General features: G+C 52.5%; 16 protein-coding genes. 3 read left to right on the forward strand and 13 right to left on the reverse strand.

What is annotated here, in order from left to right; translation table 11 throughout:
• Nucleotides 1–151: 151 nt before the first annotated feature.
• The gene (locus tag O3300_RS02950; protein WP_305051976.1) at nucleotides 152–1729 is read right to left on the reverse strand and encodes a PA domain protein; all 1578 of its coding nucleotides are present in this window, start codon (nucleotides 1727–1729) and stop codon (nucleotides 152–154) included.
• A 19-nt stretch (nucleotides 1730–1748) separates the two neighbouring features.
• On the opposite strand from O3300_RS02950, the gene O3300_RS02955 reads away from it, so the two are divergent.
• The gene (locus O3300_RS02955; RefSeq protein WP_305051977.1) at nucleotides 1749–2045 is read left to right on the forward strand and encodes a hypothetical protein; all 297 of its coding nucleotides are present in this window, start codon (nucleotides 1749–1751) and stop codon (nucleotides 2043–2045) included.
• A gap of 71 nt (nucleotides 2046–2116) precedes the next feature.
• A complete protein-coding gene (locus tag O3300_RS02960; RefSeq protein WP_305051978.1) occupies nucleotides 2117–2509 on the forward strand; it encodes a hypothetical protein in 393 nt (130 codons plus the stop codon).
• Nucleotides 2510–2525: 16 nt separating this feature from the next.
• Here the strand turns inward: O3300_RS02960 and O3300_RS02965 are convergent, their stop codons facing one another.
• The 10 genes from O3300_RS02965 to O3300_RS03010 form a co-directional block, all read right to left on the reverse strand.
• Nucleotides 2526–3260, reverse strand: coding sequence for a hypothetical protein (locus O3300_RS02965; RefSeq protein WP_305051979.1), 735 nt, complete (start codon nucleotides 3258–3260; stop codon nucleotides 2526–2528).
• Nucleotides 3250–4068 (reverse strand): hypothetical protein, encoded by an 819-nt coding sequence (locus O3300_RS02970; RefSeq protein ID WP_305051980.1) that lies wholly within the window; start codon nucleotides 4066–4068, stop codon nucleotides 3250–3252. Before O3300_RS02970 ends, O3300_RS02965 begins: the two co-directional genes overlap by 11 nt.
• A 536-nt stretch (nucleotides 4069–4604) precedes the next feature.
• On the reverse strand, nucleotides 4605–5510 hold the full coding sequence (locus O3300_RS02975; RefSeq protein ID WP_305051981.1) for a hypothetical protein: 906 nt from the start codon (nucleotides 5508–5510) through the stop codon (nucleotides 4605–4607).
• 426 nt (nucleotides 5511–5936) lie between these two features.
• Nucleotides 5937–7157, reverse strand: coding sequence for a type II secretion system protein GspD (locus O3300_RS02980; protein ID WP_305051982.1), 1221 nt, complete (start codon nucleotides 7155–7157; stop codon nucleotides 5937–5939).
• Between the two features lie 29 nt (nucleotides 7158–7186).
• Complete coding sequence (locus tag O3300_RS02985; RefSeq protein ID WP_305051983.1) at nucleotides 7187–8104, reverse strand: zonular occludens toxin domain-containing protein; 918 nt, start codon at nucleotides 8102–8104, stop codon at nucleotides 7187–7189.
• A gap of 16 nt (nucleotides 8105–8120) precedes the next feature.
• A complete protein-coding gene (locus tag O3300_RS02990) occupies nucleotides 8121–8408 on the reverse strand; it encodes a DUF2523 domain-containing protein (protein ID WP_305051984.1) in 288 nt (95 codons plus the stop codon).
• Nucleotides 8405–9934, reverse strand: a complete 1530-nt coding sequence (locus tag O3300_RS02995) for a virulence factor TspB C-terminal domain-related protein (protein ID WP_305051985.1) — start codon at nucleotides 9932–9934, stop codon at nucleotides 8405–8407. The genes O3300_RS02990 and O3300_RS02995 overlap by 4 nt, the downstream gene beginning before the upstream one ends.
• Nucleotides 9935–10291: 357 nt before the next feature.
• Nucleotides 10292–10519: a hypothetical protein gene (locus O3300_RS03000; RefSeq protein WP_305051986.1), complete on the reverse strand. Its 228-nt coding sequence runs from the start codon at nucleotides 10517–10519 to the stop codon at nucleotides 10292–10294.
• Nucleotides 10520–10588: 69 nt separating this feature from the next.
• Complete coding sequence (locus O3300_RS03005; RefSeq protein WP_305051987.1) at nucleotides 10589–10915, reverse strand: hypothetical protein; 327 nt, start codon at nucleotides 10913–10915, stop codon at nucleotides 10589–10591.
• Between the two features lie 21 nt (nucleotides 10916–10936).
• The gene (locus O3300_RS03010; protein WP_305051988.1) at nucleotides 10937–11200 is read right to left on the reverse strand and encodes a hypothetical protein; all 264 of its coding nucleotides are present in this window, start codon (nucleotides 11198–11200) and stop codon (nucleotides 10937–10939) included.
• Between the two features lie 143 nt (nucleotides 11201–11343).
• Between O3300_RS03010 and O3300_RS03015 the strand changes: the two genes are divergently transcribed.
• Nucleotides 11344–11655: a helix-turn-helix transcriptional regulator gene (locus O3300_RS03015; protein ID WP_305051989.1), complete on the forward strand. Its 312-nt coding sequence runs from the start codon at nucleotides 11344–11346 to the stop codon at nucleotides 11653–11655.
• A gap of 330 nt (nucleotides 11656–11985) precedes the next feature.
• Here O3300_RS03015 and O3300_RS03020 read toward each other — a convergent pair whose 3' ends face one another.
• Complete coding sequence (locus tag O3300_RS03020) at nucleotides 11986–12288, reverse strand: hypothetical protein (protein ID WP_305051990.1); 303 nt, start codon at nucleotides 12286–12288, stop codon at nucleotides 11986–11988.
• Nucleotides 12269–14302: a hypothetical protein gene (locus tag O3300_RS03025; protein WP_305051991.1), complete on the reverse strand. Its 2034-nt coding sequence runs from the start codon at nucleotides 14300–14302 to the stop codon at nucleotides 12269–12271. The genes O3300_RS03020 and O3300_RS03025 overlap by 20 nt, the downstream gene beginning before the upstream one ends.
• Between the last annotated feature and the right edge of the window lie 327 nt (nucleotides 14303–14629).

Genomic DNA, 14629 nt, shown 5'->3' on the forward strand with positions numbered 1-14629 from the left:
TTCTTTGCGCAAGATCACAATACCAGTTGCGGCATTACCCCAGCAGATGGGCGATGCGGGCCATACCAGTGCCTGTTTTCCAGTGCGCTGGTATGGTGTCCGGAATGCGCCGGAAGCAGGGCGGGGAAGGGCGGTGGACGCCAGGCAAGGTCTATGGCACCGTTTCCTTGCGCAAATCGGCATACGGCACGCGCGACAGGTCCAGCAGCATTTGCGTCAAGGCCACGGTCTGGCGCTGCATCAGCCGGTAATCCAGCCGGGTCACGCTGTCGATGCCATAGTAGAGCAAATAGGTCGGTTGCGTGATGTAATGCACCGTGGGAATGCGCTGCGCCTCCCATAAATACTGGCCTGCGCCAGGCCAGGCGGCAGTCTTCGGACCGCCATCGCCCGCAAGACTGGAGGCTGGCAGCACGAACGCGGGCGCCGCATCGGCCTGCTTCAGCATGGCGTAGGAGGCGTCCATCAGGGCAGGCGTGCGCGGCGAAAACACGGCGGCCGGCTCGAACCTGCCCGTGAGGTGCAAGTAACCATTGCTGTCAGACAGCACTTCCAACGCGCCCAAGTTCCCGATGGTGAGCATCGTGGCGATACCTTGCATCAAGCCATCGTCCTGGTGGCGATCCATAAACTGCTTCATGCCCACGCCGCCCGCGAAATGGCCGCTCGTCAACAGCAGCATGACGCTGCGCGGCAAGCTGTCCTGCGGCAAGCGCGCCAGGTACTGGGCCATGTCGACGATGGCGTTCGGTCCATTGTCTTCCAGCGCGTTCGTGCCATCCGTGTGGCTGCCCAGCACCATCAATTCCGCGGACTTGCCGGGAATGATGCCGACCAGGTTGCGCGTCTGCACCTGCCGCACAGTGGCAGCCATGGTCAGCCGCAAGACAGGCGCCGTGCCCGCCAGCACGCTCTCGCGCAGGCGCCGACCCCGGTCACGGTCGATAAACATGCCGGGCAGCTGGCGCACTTTGCCGTCGTAAGGCGCATACAAGCCGTTCATCGACATGGGCGGCGTATCGAGAATGACGATCACGCCCGCCGCACCGGCTGCCTGCAGGCTGTCCAGCAGGGAGATGAACGGCCCCAACATCTGGAACTGGCGCGCATACGGCGTGTCCGGCCCCATGGCGTGGTCCGGATCGTGGACATGCACGGCGGACCGATGGAAAACCTTGCCCGTCCACGCCACGGCGGGCATGTCGACGAGCACCAGCTTGCCGGCCAGGCTGGCATCGGGACTGGCCCCCGGCGCCAGATAGGCGATGCGCCCCGTAATGCCAGACGGCGGCGTCACGCCCGAATACGGAATGTAGCCAGCCGTGGGCAGCACGCCAGACCTGTCGTCGTGGACCACTTCCAGGCCCCAGTCTTCCGGCTGCACCGACCATTGCCGGAAACTGACCGGCTCGAAGCGCAGTTGTTTGACACCGGCGCGCGCCAGGCGTTCATGCAGGACGTCGATATATGCTTCATGCCGGGGCGAACCCGTGGCGCGCAGGCGGCGCTCGTCCAGGTCCACTTGCCAGTCCACCAGTTGTTTTCTAGACAGGAATTGCGTGGCATCGACCGTCACGGCAGCCGACGCCGGCAGGGCGCGCGCAGGCCAAGGCCCAGGCTTGCTGGCACAGCCGCACAAGGCGGCCGCGATGGCCAGCGCGCCGGCAAGGGACAGGAAACGCCGGCAAGGCGCTAAAAGCAACGCCGTGCGTGCAGGCTGCTGGGTCATGCGGATCTTGAGACTTCTCATGCAAAATAGTCGGCAAACGCCTGATTTCATTGATATTGTAGGTATTGGAGATACTTCTCACGGACGGCAATTTACCACGAGACAAGGCGCCAGGCCGGCACGCCTCACCGGATTCCATGTCCTGATTCACGCCAATCTGCTGGGCAACGGCATGGGAGACCAGGTCAACAGCATCATTGCCGCCATGCGGGCCTCCGGTGTTGAACGCCTGGTTTTCATCCTGTCGATGGGCATCGACGATGAAGGTCCCGGCACATCGGCGAATGGACCAACGCCAGGCTGGCGCAACACCTGAAACCATTCCGCCGCGCCGCCGACGCCATCGAAGCACCGGGCCTCGCATAAGCCATCGTGCACCCAGCCTGGGTGACGAACGAAGACGAAGTCGGCGACGAACGAACGACGCGCCGCGCGCCACTCAACGGCACCGTGGTGTTGCGCAGGAGCGTGGCAGACCTGGTCGCCAACATCATCGCAGCGCCAGACTTGCACCTGCGCGCGAATCTGGGCGTGAACAAACCGCACACAGACGAGGACGAGCCGTATTTCATGCAGCTCGTTCAAGCGCGGCTGCGCAGCATCAGCGACAGCGGCGCGCAGAGGGGGAAAATCGCATTTGCGATTGGGGAACTGGCAAACTGGAGGTTTTCTCAAATCCATCCACAATTTCGCATAATTTATATTATGTCAAATAAGAAGTCGGAGTGGAAGATACTTGTGGTTGCTCCATGCTTGGGTCTACATGCTTTCGGGTCTTGATCTGAACCACTCCTCTTCAGTAAAGATTGATTCCCGATTTAACTTCTTTTAGTGTTGCCATAAAGTCCTTATTCTCTTTGAGATACCTCGCCCCATGAACGTCTAAAAATTGAACGGCCATCAATACAAGTCTGAATTGTGCGTAGTCCGTAAAATTAATCAATGTCAATAAATGCTCCCTTCTATCGTTGGCTGTAAAATCATTTTCATCACTTAGTTTCTCAGTCACCATTTTTACAGTGATATAAAACGCGCGAAGAATCCCATAGATTTGATCAGTTGAATCCAATGCCGCCAGAAAATTAGTAATTGCAGTATCTTTTGCCCCTATTTGCCGAAGAAGATGAACTCCATCCTCAATGTGCATTATTGCTGCCGCACCACGTTTCTCAGGCATCATCCCATTGGGGAAATCAAACGAGAAATTATCCAGCAATAATTTCTGCGAATTTATCATATTAAAAAATAGAAGCCCTAACGATCTTAACTTTTCATTTCGCTTGTTCTCCCTTAATTCATTTCGCAAATCCAAATTTGTTTCATTCTGCAGATTAAGCGATTTTATAAGTAGCATAATAGATATGAAGCTTAATATGGGATTCAACGATCCCCCCATATAGTCGCCAAACTGCCCCCATACCGCAAAATCTTCAGCAGTGGATGCCCCAAAGCCGCAGAATTTGACTATATAAGTCAATCCCACCAGGACCATAGCAGTTATGGCGAAGAATCTATACCAATTAACTTTCATAACCCTCCACAATATATTTCACTATTTTTTGACTGTGAATCCGAACAGGGGAAACCTTCAGCTTCATATGTAAATGATATTCAGGCTTTATGCCATTGTTATCATTCAAATTTATAGAAAACTTCTTCTTCCCTATCATCGAAATACTCTCATACTCGGTAGAAAATCCGAAGGCCACGGTTTCATTCGCCCCTTTTATTTGAAGCCTACCATTTCCTGTCTTAGTATTAAATCGAGTTATCGCAGCTAGTATTTCAATTTCCTCGTTAGAGCGCTCCAAATCAAGAGTTCTTACTGACTCGCCATTGAATTCCACTAAAAGCTTTATGCCATCACGTTGTCTATATTGAACTCTTACATCGTGGCCGAAATTTTTTGTAACTGCATGAATATTCGTTACTGCAGTAATACGTAATCGATCAGTAAGTTCTTGCGATAAATTCCCGAGAGAATCTATTATCTCTTGCGCCTTGCCCGACAAATCTTTTATCTCAATATATATAGATTCATTTAAATAGAAAGAAATAATTTCAGAAAATGCAGATTGTCCAATAGCGGTAAGTTTAGCTTGGAGAATATCATCAAATACATCAATGCTAAATTTTTGACCGTAGGACCCTTCAAACGTGCGTTTCATTACGGTTCGCACTGGTGCGTGTGCCGTTTTCCTTACAGGAACTTTACGTTCAAGCACAGTCTGGGCAATACAGCGTGTAGCATCAGAAACACCTTTCAATGTATCCAATCCAGATTTCATGTCTACTGCATATTGTTGGGTATCTATTACAACCTCAAATTCCATTGACATATATTCCTTTTTAAGGCATCAAATGTGTTTTTTCACTTGGCCTTACTTTAAGATTAAAATGGCCACAGCTACTTAAAAAGGCACAATGGACATGTGTTTTAAGGAAATTCTGCGGTACTTCTCGCATTCTAACCGCAAAAATTGCTTAAAAGCTACTTCAAATGTTGCAAACCTACAAAATAAGTTGTGAAAATCTCCTTTTTCAATTCTAGTTTTGGCTATCGAAGTCTCCCCGTATCGCACGATCACAGATTCCATGACAGCGAATCTCGTCCTTAAAACAACGCTCACATACACGCAAACGCAAACAATATCGGGCCTGTTGCACTGCCCATTTAGGCACCCCAAGCATGTACATAAAATCGCCTAGCATCCTCGTACGGTTCACTGCTTTCCAGTTTGTCCGCCGGGAGTTACGAATGATCCAGTACTGATTACGGAATTCATCCTCTATCTGTTCAAGTATCCGCAGTGAATTAGCATCAAACTTTCCCATGTCAGTTCCCTCCTCCCCGTCAATCAAGGTGGAGTAACTGTCAGAACGGACAATCGTCCACCACTTGTGGCAATCCCGGTGCAGTCGCCAGGTACACGACGCCGAGATTGTTGTTGCACCAAGTCTGCAAGCCGTCCATGCAATGGCCCGAAAGCGCCTGAAACGCGACCTGCGCAGCGCGCAGCATGTTTGTACAAAACGGCACCCGCCATACATCGACTTCCGGCACCACGATGCCTCTGGAGCGGAAGTAGCGTTTCTGGTCAAGCGCCCTGCACTGCATTTCTTTGCCGCAGTATTTCGCTATGTAACTGGCGATCTTGTGCGCCCCGGCCACGCCGAAGCCGAAACGGTGCGGATCGCGCACGTGGACTTGGCCCATCTGTTCGCCGTTCGGGCCGCGCCCCAGGATGCTCTGCCAGATCGAGCGAAGCAGCGCATACATCTGCCGTCCAGCGACTGCCACATGAAAATGCAAAGCGCCACGGGCCTGTTCCTCAATGACCGCGACATAATGAAATTGTTTATGCTTACCAAGTTTTCGACAAAACGCCTTCCAGTGCTTTAATGCAAGTTCGCGGTCCAGCATGTTTTCTCGGTAAGTCAACGTCACCATGCGATCAGCGCCGATTTGCTTGCAGCAAAGACGCACATTCTTTTTTGCGCGTCTGCCGGCGTCGTCGTCATTCGCTTCGCGCTGGCTTGATTCGCCGCGTTTCGCTCGTGGTTTTCGCCGCAACGCTGGACCGATAAAGAAACGTTCCTTAACGACAGTTACTTCGCACTGTCCGTCTGGAAATACACGGCGTCGCGCCGTGTAGGTATCGTTCCAGGTATTCTTAATACCATCATCGTTCCAATAGTCGGGCCTGCTTATATCAATATCTTGCTCGACAGAAGAGAAATCTATTGACGAAATCGAGCTTTCATCATTTAATTCATTCATTCGGTACTCCTGTGTGGCAGGGTTATCGAAGACTCCAAGCATTTTGCCGATGCTTGGAGTTTTTTTATGGAAAAGAGAATTGAGTTCTTTAATGCAAGTACCGAATCTCCTGTGGTGTGCTTAAGTGTCCCTAATATAAATTTAGGCCGCCTTGCGGCGGCCGCCGCTGCAAGCAGCGCGACCGCCACTCGTTGCCTGCTGATAATGTTGTCTTCATGAATGGGGCCTGAATTCGACGTGAGACATCTGAGAAATAAATAGCGCTAAAGTCTGCCCGCTAAAACTTTTTAAACTATGCGGGTCGCCCGCATCGAATACCGCCTCAGCCAATAAGCTGTTACCCCAACGTCCACCGCCGATTCCAGATACCCAAAAGATTTTGCCCGCCCTGCGGGCCGCTTGTACTGTCAAGGCCATTCCAGGCCGCTAATTGAGCGCGGAAGCCACGCGGGCGCTCAAGATCAGCACCAGATCCGTATGCGAGTCGGAAGACGTGCCGCCGCCCCAGGAGCGCGGCAGGAATGAGAATCCACTGTGCGCCGTAGACGAGCGCGTATCGTCCAGCCCCCCAATAATCACCACTTCGCCATCGGCTATGGTCACGGAGGTTTTCACCTGGCGCTTGAGCAGCGTGGGCGAACCCGTCACGCCATTGACCGTGGATTGAAAGGACGATACTTGCCCGTCGACGGTCAGCGACAATCGCCCAGGGCCAGCGGCACGCGGCGTCACATCGAGAATCACGCCCGATGGCCGGTAGACGATGTTTTGCACGGCGTTGCCCTGATTGTCGCGGCCCGAACTGGCGATAGTGGGAGTTTCATCCCCGACTGTCAGCAACAAGTGTTCCGCTTCATCGCCCAGGACACGCGAATTCGACACCTGCTTAAAGCGGCCGTCAGCACGCAGCGCGTCAAGCACCAGCTGGAAGCCGCCCGCTGACACGCTCAGCGAACCGGTGGACGTAGAAAATGCCGCGCCAAACCGAGCGGCCAGCGTGGAGGCGACCAGCGACAGGCCCCTTGAGGTGGAGTCAGAGCGTAGCACCTCGACAAACGATGCGGATACCTCGACGGTGCGGCCCCGTTCATCGAGGGCTTCGAGCAAGCGGCGCGCATCGGCTGATCGTGCGGCGGGCACGGAGAGCGCCACGGCGACACCAGCCAGCCGCGCATACGGCGCGCCAAAGGCCGCATTGAGGGCAGTGACAAGGAATTCGGCGGGCCGGTGGCGAGGCGCATAAAGCTCAACCACATCGAAGGGGGCGCCGTCGCGTTCAGGCAGTGAGCCAGCGGCGGAAGCGGAAGCAAGGGCTGCTTGCGGTAGTTCGGTCGCGGCTTTTTCAGCGCTGGCTGGCGCCATTTCCAGGTAATACACCCCGTCTTTGATGCGGGTTCGAATGCCTTGCGCCCTCAGCAGCCCATCGACAAACGCTGGCACCTCTTCCACAGGCAGGGATTTGATGTTGATGCTGAATTGCCGGTCCAGGGCCAGTACTTCCGGCGAAATCACGTAGTCGCGCATCAGTAGGTTTTTATACGTCGCCTGCATAAAGGCTACAACAGGCACCGCGGCAAAATTGAGGGTAATGGTGGACGGCCCTAGCGGCTGCGCCGCGATGGGCAGCGAAGCTGCGAGAAAAATCATTGGAAAAAGCAGAACCCGAAATAGCCGATTCATTGCACACCTCCCCTCACCCATAAGTCTGGCGCGATTTGCGCCTCATACCCGCCCGGAAAAACCTTGAATTGCTGCGGCTGGAAAATCACTCGGCCGTCTGAAAGGAGCAAGGTAATCGCGCCCCCATGATTGAAATAGCCGCGCGCGGTGACGGTGGTGGAAAAGGTGCGCATGTCAAGCACCGGCGCGGCACTTACTTGCGTGGCCGCGCTGGATGCTGGATCATGCAGGCCTTTGCCGCTAATCGTGCGCGTCAAAGCGGAATAGGCACGGGGAACAAACACCACGCCGAGAGCCACGGCCAGCACGGGGATAAAGACCCATATCGGCAAGCGGAAGCGCTGTTTGGTGTGGACTTCGGCCGACTTGTACCAGGTGTACGCTTTTTTCGGATAGGCCCAGTAACTCTTGACCGCGTTCTTGAGCCCGCCCAGGCCGTCATTACACGCATCAAATTCGTAGACCATGGCGCGCTGGCCACCGAACAGGCGGCGGAAATGCTTATGCTTGCCGACCAGGGCGCGCACGGAACCGTCCATCAGTTTGGGATGCTGCGTCGTCAGCCAGATATCGAAACCACTGTGCCGGTGCACGTTCAGCCACGCCACATGCGGCAGCGGCTTTGATTGCGTGGAGCGTGGAGGAAACGCGCACTGGCATTCATCGATAATGACGAGGGAGCCATGGGGCATGGCTTGCCAGTCCGGGATGACCTCCGATAGCCCAAGCTGCCCAACGGTGACGGAAAGCAGCGGCATAGCCGCATGTGGAAGGGATAATTCAGGAATGCCGTGTACAAAAATCGGCCTGGCCTCTTCCGGATGCCGCTCCCACCGGCCCACGAGCGCGGCCAGTTGCTGGACCATGGAGAGCGTTTTACCCGAACCGGGCACGCCTGTGTTTAGCTCGATCATGGCGCATCCCGGCCTGTCAGCTGGATTTCAGCACATAACGCGCCGCGCCGACGCTGGCCCACATAGCCACACGCGCCATATACGCACCAAACAGCATGCCGAGCGACTCAGGGATGCCGGACAGGGAACATAGCTGCAGAACGGCCAGAGGAATCGTGGACCAGCTGGCCTGCGCAGACGCTATCAGCTGATTGACCAGCTCAGTCACGCCGGTGAAGACCAGCGCGGTAAAGCCCAGCGCAATGATGGCCTTGACGACCAGGGGGCCGATCAAGGCCAGTAACCAAGCGGCAACCTGCGTCATGATTTTAACCCCTGCATAAAGATAAGCGCCGCGCCCGCAGCGGCGCAGGCCAGGAAAAGCGGGCGCAACTTCGTCATCAAATCGCACATCGGAGCGAAGCTAATCAGGCGCGGCCCGTACATATCAAATGTGATCGGTGCAGGACAGGACGCGGAGGAAGCGAAGAAAACTGGCGTGAAGGTAACCGGCACGTTCTGGCGCGGAATGACGTCTGCAACGGGAGGAACGTCCAGTTCCGCGCACCCTGCCCTACGCGGATTGTCCTGGCATGCATTGCGCATCGCCTTGATATCGGCGGCAATCGCCTGTTGCGTCGGTTCGCGGTTGTAGTCTGTCGGCAGATTGACGGTGGCCGGGACTACTGGCGGCACATTCAAGTTAGAGTTTTCTGTCGTTGTCGTCGTTGTCGGCGGGTTCGACGTGGATTGCCCGGTATTGTTGGTCACCGTGGTGGTGGTCACGTTTTGCGCATTGTAGGTAATGCCGGTGGAGGTGCTGGTGCCCGTCTGCGTCGGCGTGATCGTCGTTTTTTCTTGGGTGGTCTTGGTCTGCGGTACGCCGCTTGCATCAGTATAGTTCTGCACGGAGGTGGTGGTTTGAGGCGTAGTGACCGGCGGCGCGCTCATTGTGGTCTGCGAAGTTGGAGGCATCATCACATCGACCGGCACGCCCGACTTGCCATTAGCGCGAGCAATTTCATTGACGGCTTCCGCCGCATCCCAGGCGCGCTTAGCAGCAGCCGCGCCAGTTGTTGGCGAATCGAAGGCTTCGGCAAGTTTCGCGTCAATATCGGCATCGGTGGCAGGAGCGGAACCCGTTTGGTTGACACAGCCGAGCGGTGACAACACTGCGCCAGAAGGGCAAACAACATTGTCGGGTTTCAATTCTGGAACATATGTATTGTGAAAACCGACCTCAACACAAAAGGTTCCAAGATTGGGGACAACAACCGGCTTGTAGACACGAGGATTCCCGGTCGACGAAACTATCGGGCCATAAGCCTCGCAAACGGCAGCTGGAGAGGCCCCCGTCAGATACGGGCCTGATATGGTGATAAACTGCCCACTTATAGGGGCGACAACCGTATTTTGCGCAACTTTGCATAGAAAGTCTGGCGGCGGGCAAGGAGCCAGACCGGAATCTTTAACGACGTTGTAGATTTCCCATGCCGTGAGCGCCAACCCGACAGGGCCCGACAATCCACGAGCCAGCTTAAACGCACGGCCAGCAGCGAGTGCAACATTAGGTTTGGTAATCAAGGTACTCAAAGAAACCGGAATCTTGATGTGGACGCCATTTCTGACGGCGATGGCAACGCCATTGGCGTTCACCGAGACGCCTGCTGCTGATCCTGATGTGGAGCCATTAGCCACGGAGAAACCGGTCTGGCCTGCCGGGAAATAAGCGGAATATGGTCCGGCCACGTTGCTTGGAGGGAGCAAAACCGTGCCTTGCGCATGGGCTGGCGGAATCCACAGCGCCACTAGCGACAAGACAACAATACAAAGGATTTGAATTGTTTTCATTTCTCAGCCCTCGACCATTCAAGGAACGAATAAACTTTGTAAGCGCTCCAGCAAAGGACAACCGCAGTAAGGGCGGCGCCAAACACCTGCATACCGGCGCTGATAACGGAATCGTTTTGGCATGGCGGGAAATCGATATGGTGGACGGCTGACACAGTGATCGCTGCGGCGCCGGTGGTAGGTGTGGTGGTAATGCGAAGCATGAGACCGCCGTCTGGCGTGGCCGAGGTACAGCTGGCCGATTGAATTCCGCTACCGTCAGCCAGCACGATGGTAGCGGGTGGAAATGCTGCACAGGCGGCAACCGCAGCATCCGCTGTAGTAGCGTAGCACCACGGGCCGACCTGGTAAGCCATGTTATGCGCCCGCTTTTTTGCTGATGAACGAGTACACCTTGACCACGCCAAAAATGGCGACGCTCAGGGCGACCAGCGCGCCGACGACGGCGAGAATGGCCGTTTGCGCTTCGGCAATGCCAGCGGTCATGGCACCGGTATCGACACCTGCTGAAAATGCGGGGCCGGACAAGGCAGCAACTGCCAGCGCAGGAACAACCGTTTTCAACGACAGATGGTTCTTCAACATGATGACTCCCCTTCTATACCGGAGATCGCCGGCGCGATTCGGCAAAATGCCGCAAAACAAGTGGATTTATTAAGTGGCGGCCGCCGGCGCGCTGGACGCGTGGCGATGGGACGTTTTTTGCGGTTCTTCCTTCATCGGTTCAATGGAGAACACTTCGGCACCCACGCGCTTATCCCGTGAAATGGCAACGTCGAACTCCACCTCATACATGCCTGGCACCGTGTCCTTGAATTTTTCAGGGAGCAGCAGCTCACCGACGAGCGGTTCAACGTTATTGGTGGCGCGATTGATCTTATGGACGATGCACTGCGCCATCCTCATGTCGTAATCGTTGCCCGTTTTTTTGGAACGGCCGGCAACTTGAGTAATGTGCAGGATCTGGATAGTGTGTTTCATGGCTTGCTCCTTTTTCGCCCGCTAGAGCGATTGATGAAATGCCGGATTGGCGTGAGAAGTCAGTAGTAACCGCACTGCTACCGAGGAAGCTTGATAGCGGGAAAGCTCGTCAATCACAGCATCGAGCTTTGCTATCTCTGCAAGTTGCAGGTCAATCTGGTGAGTGAGGTTCGCTGGCAGCAAAGGAAGAAGAGCAAGTTGCTCCTGCCCTTCGGCACGGCGCGACAGGAGCGCCAAAATGGATTCGTTCACAGCGTCATCACTCAGGACAAATTGGCTAGCCATGCTGCCCCCGATTTCGCCCACTAGAGCGATTTGAAATATCTACGAATGTGCTAGGATGAAGAGACGTACTAGCCGAGTAGCTATACCGGATGTACTAATACACGTTAGTACTCCGAACGGAATAACTGAAATGGATAATATCTATGAAATATTCTGACTTGATAGAAATGGCACTAAAGGGGCGTTCCGTTAATTCAATGGCGAGAACGTGGGGTGTACCGCAGCCAACTTTAGCGCGGTATATGCAGGGCAATAGATTGCCGGACTATGATCTTGCCCTAAAGATTGCAATCGAGGCTGGCGTGGAGCCTGGGGAAGCCTTCATTGCTCTAGCCGAAGAGCAACGAAATTTGAAATCGAAGAACTTTAAGTTACAGGGAGGTTTTGTACAAATCACCCCCCTCCTCTCTATGGCAATAGGCACTGCAACTATGCTAGTTCTTTATATTATGTAAAATTGATAGTAGAGGATGAACGTACTTTGGTGCATCGTACCCCATCCTTCTGACGCTTTTAAAGTATGCGGACAGCATTTCAAATCTGTGCATTGCAGCCCAAGCGGCCATTGACATCTACGAATGCAGGAACAGCTTGGTCCACGGCTATCTTTTGACGATCCCGGGCGGCGCTCCTGCGCTCATGAGAAATCTCGCATGCAATCTTGCCATCGCCCAAAAAAGACAGGACGTTGGCGACGTATCCCCTAACCTCCGTCAGTTTCATTTGGCACTCGAGGCCGCGTGGGCCTTGTTAATCATAGGCCGCATTCTCAGTATATCTCTTCGTTAGTCACTGACGGCTGGCGCATACTTATCATACTCCTTGCTGAAGAGCTGCTCAGCTTCATCGTGGAACTCCCTGCGTCGGTTTGTGAGGTCGCGCAGCTTTTCAAGCAGGCTTTTATACACAATCTGGTGAGCTTGATTTTTCAATAGTTCCTCGTTGTAGTCGTCAAACTCCACTTCATTTTCTAACGCCCAATTAACCAACTGCAATAGATCATCCTTACTAATCTTGTCAACTGCATGATAGACCGTAGCCGAAGTATAGTAATGACCTTGGCCATTCTCAATTTTCAATAATTTCATATTGTTTTTTCCTTCCCTTATAAGCATCGTAACCTGCTTCCAGCGAGTTCATTACTACTTCATGGCTATTGATTGTTGCTCCGTCAAGCGAATGTAATAACTTATCGGATGGGTGCCCAGAGTAAAGTCGGTACGTTACCTGACGGTTACCCATGATGCTTAACTCTTTCTTTGCATATAAAACATAATCGGCACCAATTGATGCTCCGACTGTATTATTATGCGTCACTATTACGACTGGCATGAATTGCGAAAGATGCTTTAATATGTTATTTACATTACTCTTTAGGAATAGATTGTCAAACGATGATTCAGGTTCATCAATAAGTAGAATATCGTAATCTTTTGCATCAATGATATGCTGTAGCAGCCTGAATTCAGAACGTTCACCTCCAGAAACAGGTGCTCCGTGACTATTTAATATCTGGTAACTTATTTTCGTAAATAGTTTATAAAGTTCTGATGGGACTATACCTTCGATTCGTAAAAGCTCCTGAAGATACTCATACGGTTGATCGTACTTCTTGAAGGCAGTACCATAGGCCAGCGTCGTGGCGGCTGCCGATTTCACTTCACCTGCGAGAGCATATGACCCCTTTCTGGCCTCAATGGTAAACCCTTGGATAGTCTCTTGGGAGATAATTGACGAGACTTTAATGGCTTCCGCGATTTTTAAAAATATTTTAACTTTTTCTTGCGCGATCTTATAATCATACAAATTGATATCTTCAATCTGAATTGAAGAACTGCGGAGTGCCAATTGCTGCTTAACATCTTTGATTAAGCCATTTATTATTTTCTTCTTTTTATTTTCTTGAAATTTCAATCTAAGATTATCAATTAATTCCCGAATCAATCCTTTTAAGCCTTCCATATTGACGTATTTCTGAATGATGTCGCGAAATTCAGCGTTCTCAATCAGTAAGCGGACTGATTCGATCAACTCATATAAGGTAGTTGGTTCACTCACTGCAAACTCCGACTCCTTGTACAGCTTGACCTTTGAAAACGCATCTTGCCGGTCGGCCTCGTCCGCAGACTTCAGTAGCGAATCTAGGTAACGTTCTAAAGACTTTTCATTCGCATGCAGATCGACGCGTATCACTTCATCGAGGACTGACTTGAAGCCCGAGAGGTATTCTTCGATGACGATACTGCGTTTTTTTTGCACTTCAACATTAAACTCTTTCTCATAGGCACTATCGTCCTGCTGCACAAGAGAAAATTGGGCGATATACTTCGGGTGTTCTACTGCCTCTTTGATCCTATTCAGTGTGTGGGTTTTGCCTGAGGATCGCTCACCGAGCAAAATATTAAGCCCGGTAGATATCTTCTGTCCATCCAAGAAAACAGGCCAAAGACGGTTGCCATCTTTCTCGGATAGCGCAACCTTGGTTCGATCGGACAGGCAGGCTTTGATGGCTTCGAACGTAAGCTCGCCGCAATCAATGAATGTATGGCGTGAAGGAAACTTGTTTCTATCTTCCCGTATCCGAGTATCGCTAAACAGGACAGGAGGAAATTTATCGTCATCCTTGACAGCACGGATAAATTTCTTTGGGCTATCTACCTCTCCTGCCGTCACAAAGGGAGTGATCTTCTGTAAAGTTAGGCCAGAAATAGCGGGTGATTTATCCGCGTGCGGGATGATAATATAGCGCCGCAGATCACCAAAAATGGCCTCGAATTCTTCAAACGTGACGCTGTCTCCTATAGCGACCACTTTCTTCGATATGAGATCGCACCTCTCTTGGAAGTCAGGCAAATTTTTTCCATCACTAATGACAAGGACATGGCCATTGGCCAGATTCACCTCAATACCTGGAAGCGCCAGTATGCCAAGTTCGTGTCTTATCGTCCTGAACTGGTCTCCGTCGAAGACATCGTGATTGGTCACTGCTATTGCATGCAGTTGTGCCTCATTCACATAGCTTTTGAACGATTCAAGACTAAACGTAAAGTGCGCATCACTAATAGTGGGTACTGTATGAATATGCAGGTCTATTTTCTTCAACGCGATCTCCGTGTAGGCTTACGCAGAATCAACAAGATTTTCCTGAGAATATTATCTTGATATTGCAAATATGAAAACTGAATTCGACTAATTTGTTGTATTTTATGAATTTTCGCAACTCAACCCCCAGGATATCGGCGAATGACTGGAAGGCGCTGGCGCTCCGATGTTACGGTGTGGAACTTTGAGAGCCACAATGCAAGTACTGATAAAATTGGTGGTGGCTGCCAGTGCATCCCGCGGACACGGATGGTCGTCTGTCCAGAGCACACTCAAAGAAGCGGGCACTTAAGCTTAGCTAGGAATACGCGTAAATGGTCAGCTTCA

The sequence above is a fragment of the Janthinobacterium sp. SUN206 genome (assembly GCF_030587305.1).
In the GTDB taxonomy this organism is placed as follows: Bacteria; Pseudomonadota; Gammaproteobacteria; order Burkholderiales; family Burkholderiaceae_D; genus Janthinobacterium; species Janthinobacterium kumbetense.

Coding starts and splice junctions, on each gene's coding strand:
- O3300_RS02950 (WP_305051976.1), bottom strand. CDS start 1,729: ATGACCCAGCAGCCTGCACGCACGGCGTTGCTTTTAGCGCCTTGCCGG.
- O3300_RS02955 (WP_305051977.1), top strand. CDS start 1,749: ATGCAAAATAGTCGGCAAACGCCTGATTTCATTGATATTGTAGGTATT.
- O3300_RS02965 (WP_305051979.1), bottom strand. CDS start 3,260: ATGAAAGTTAATTGGTATAGATTCTTCGCCATAACTGCTATGGTCCTG.
- O3300_RS02970 (WP_305051980.1), bottom strand. CDS start 4,068: ATGTCAATGGAATTTGAGGTTGTAATAGATACCCAACAATATGCAGTA.
- O3300_RS02975 (WP_305051981.1), bottom strand. CDS start 5,510: ATGAATGAATTAAATGATGAAAGCTCGATTTCGTCAATAGATTTCTCT.
- O3300_RS02980 (WP_305051982.1), bottom strand. CDS start 7,157: ATGATTTTTCTCGCAGCTTCGCTGCCCATCGCGGCGCAGCCGCTAGGG.
- O3300_RS02985 (WP_305051983.1), bottom strand. CDS start 8,104: ATGATCGAGCTAAACACAGGCGTGCCCGGTTCGGGTAAAACGCTCTCC.
- O3300_RS02990 (WP_305051984.1), bottom strand. CDS start 8,408: ATGACGCAGGTTGCCGCTTGGTTACTGGCCTTGATCGGCCCCCTGGTC.
- O3300_RS02995 (WP_305051985.1), bottom strand. CDS start 9,934: ATGAAAACAATTCAAATCCTTTGTATTGTTGTCTTGTCGCTAGTGGCG.
- O3300_RS03000 (WP_305051986.1), bottom strand. CDS start 10,519: ATGTTGAAGAACCATCTGTCGTTGAAAACGGTTGTTCCTGCGCTGGCA.
- O3300_RS03005 (WP_305051987.1), bottom strand. CDS start 10,915: ATGAAACACACTATCCAGATCCTGCACATTACTCAAGTTGCCGGCCGT.
- O3300_RS03010 (WP_305051988.1), bottom strand. CDS start 11,200: ATGGCTAGCCAATTTGTCCTGAGTGATGACGCTGTGAACGAATCCATT.
- O3300_RS03015 (WP_305051989.1), top strand. CDS start 11,344: ATGAAATATTCTGACTTGATAGAAATGGCACTAAAGGGGCGTTCCGTT.
- O3300_RS03020 (WP_305051990.1), bottom strand. CDS start 12,288: ATGAAATTATTGAAAATTGAGAATGGCCAAGGTCATTACTATACTTCG.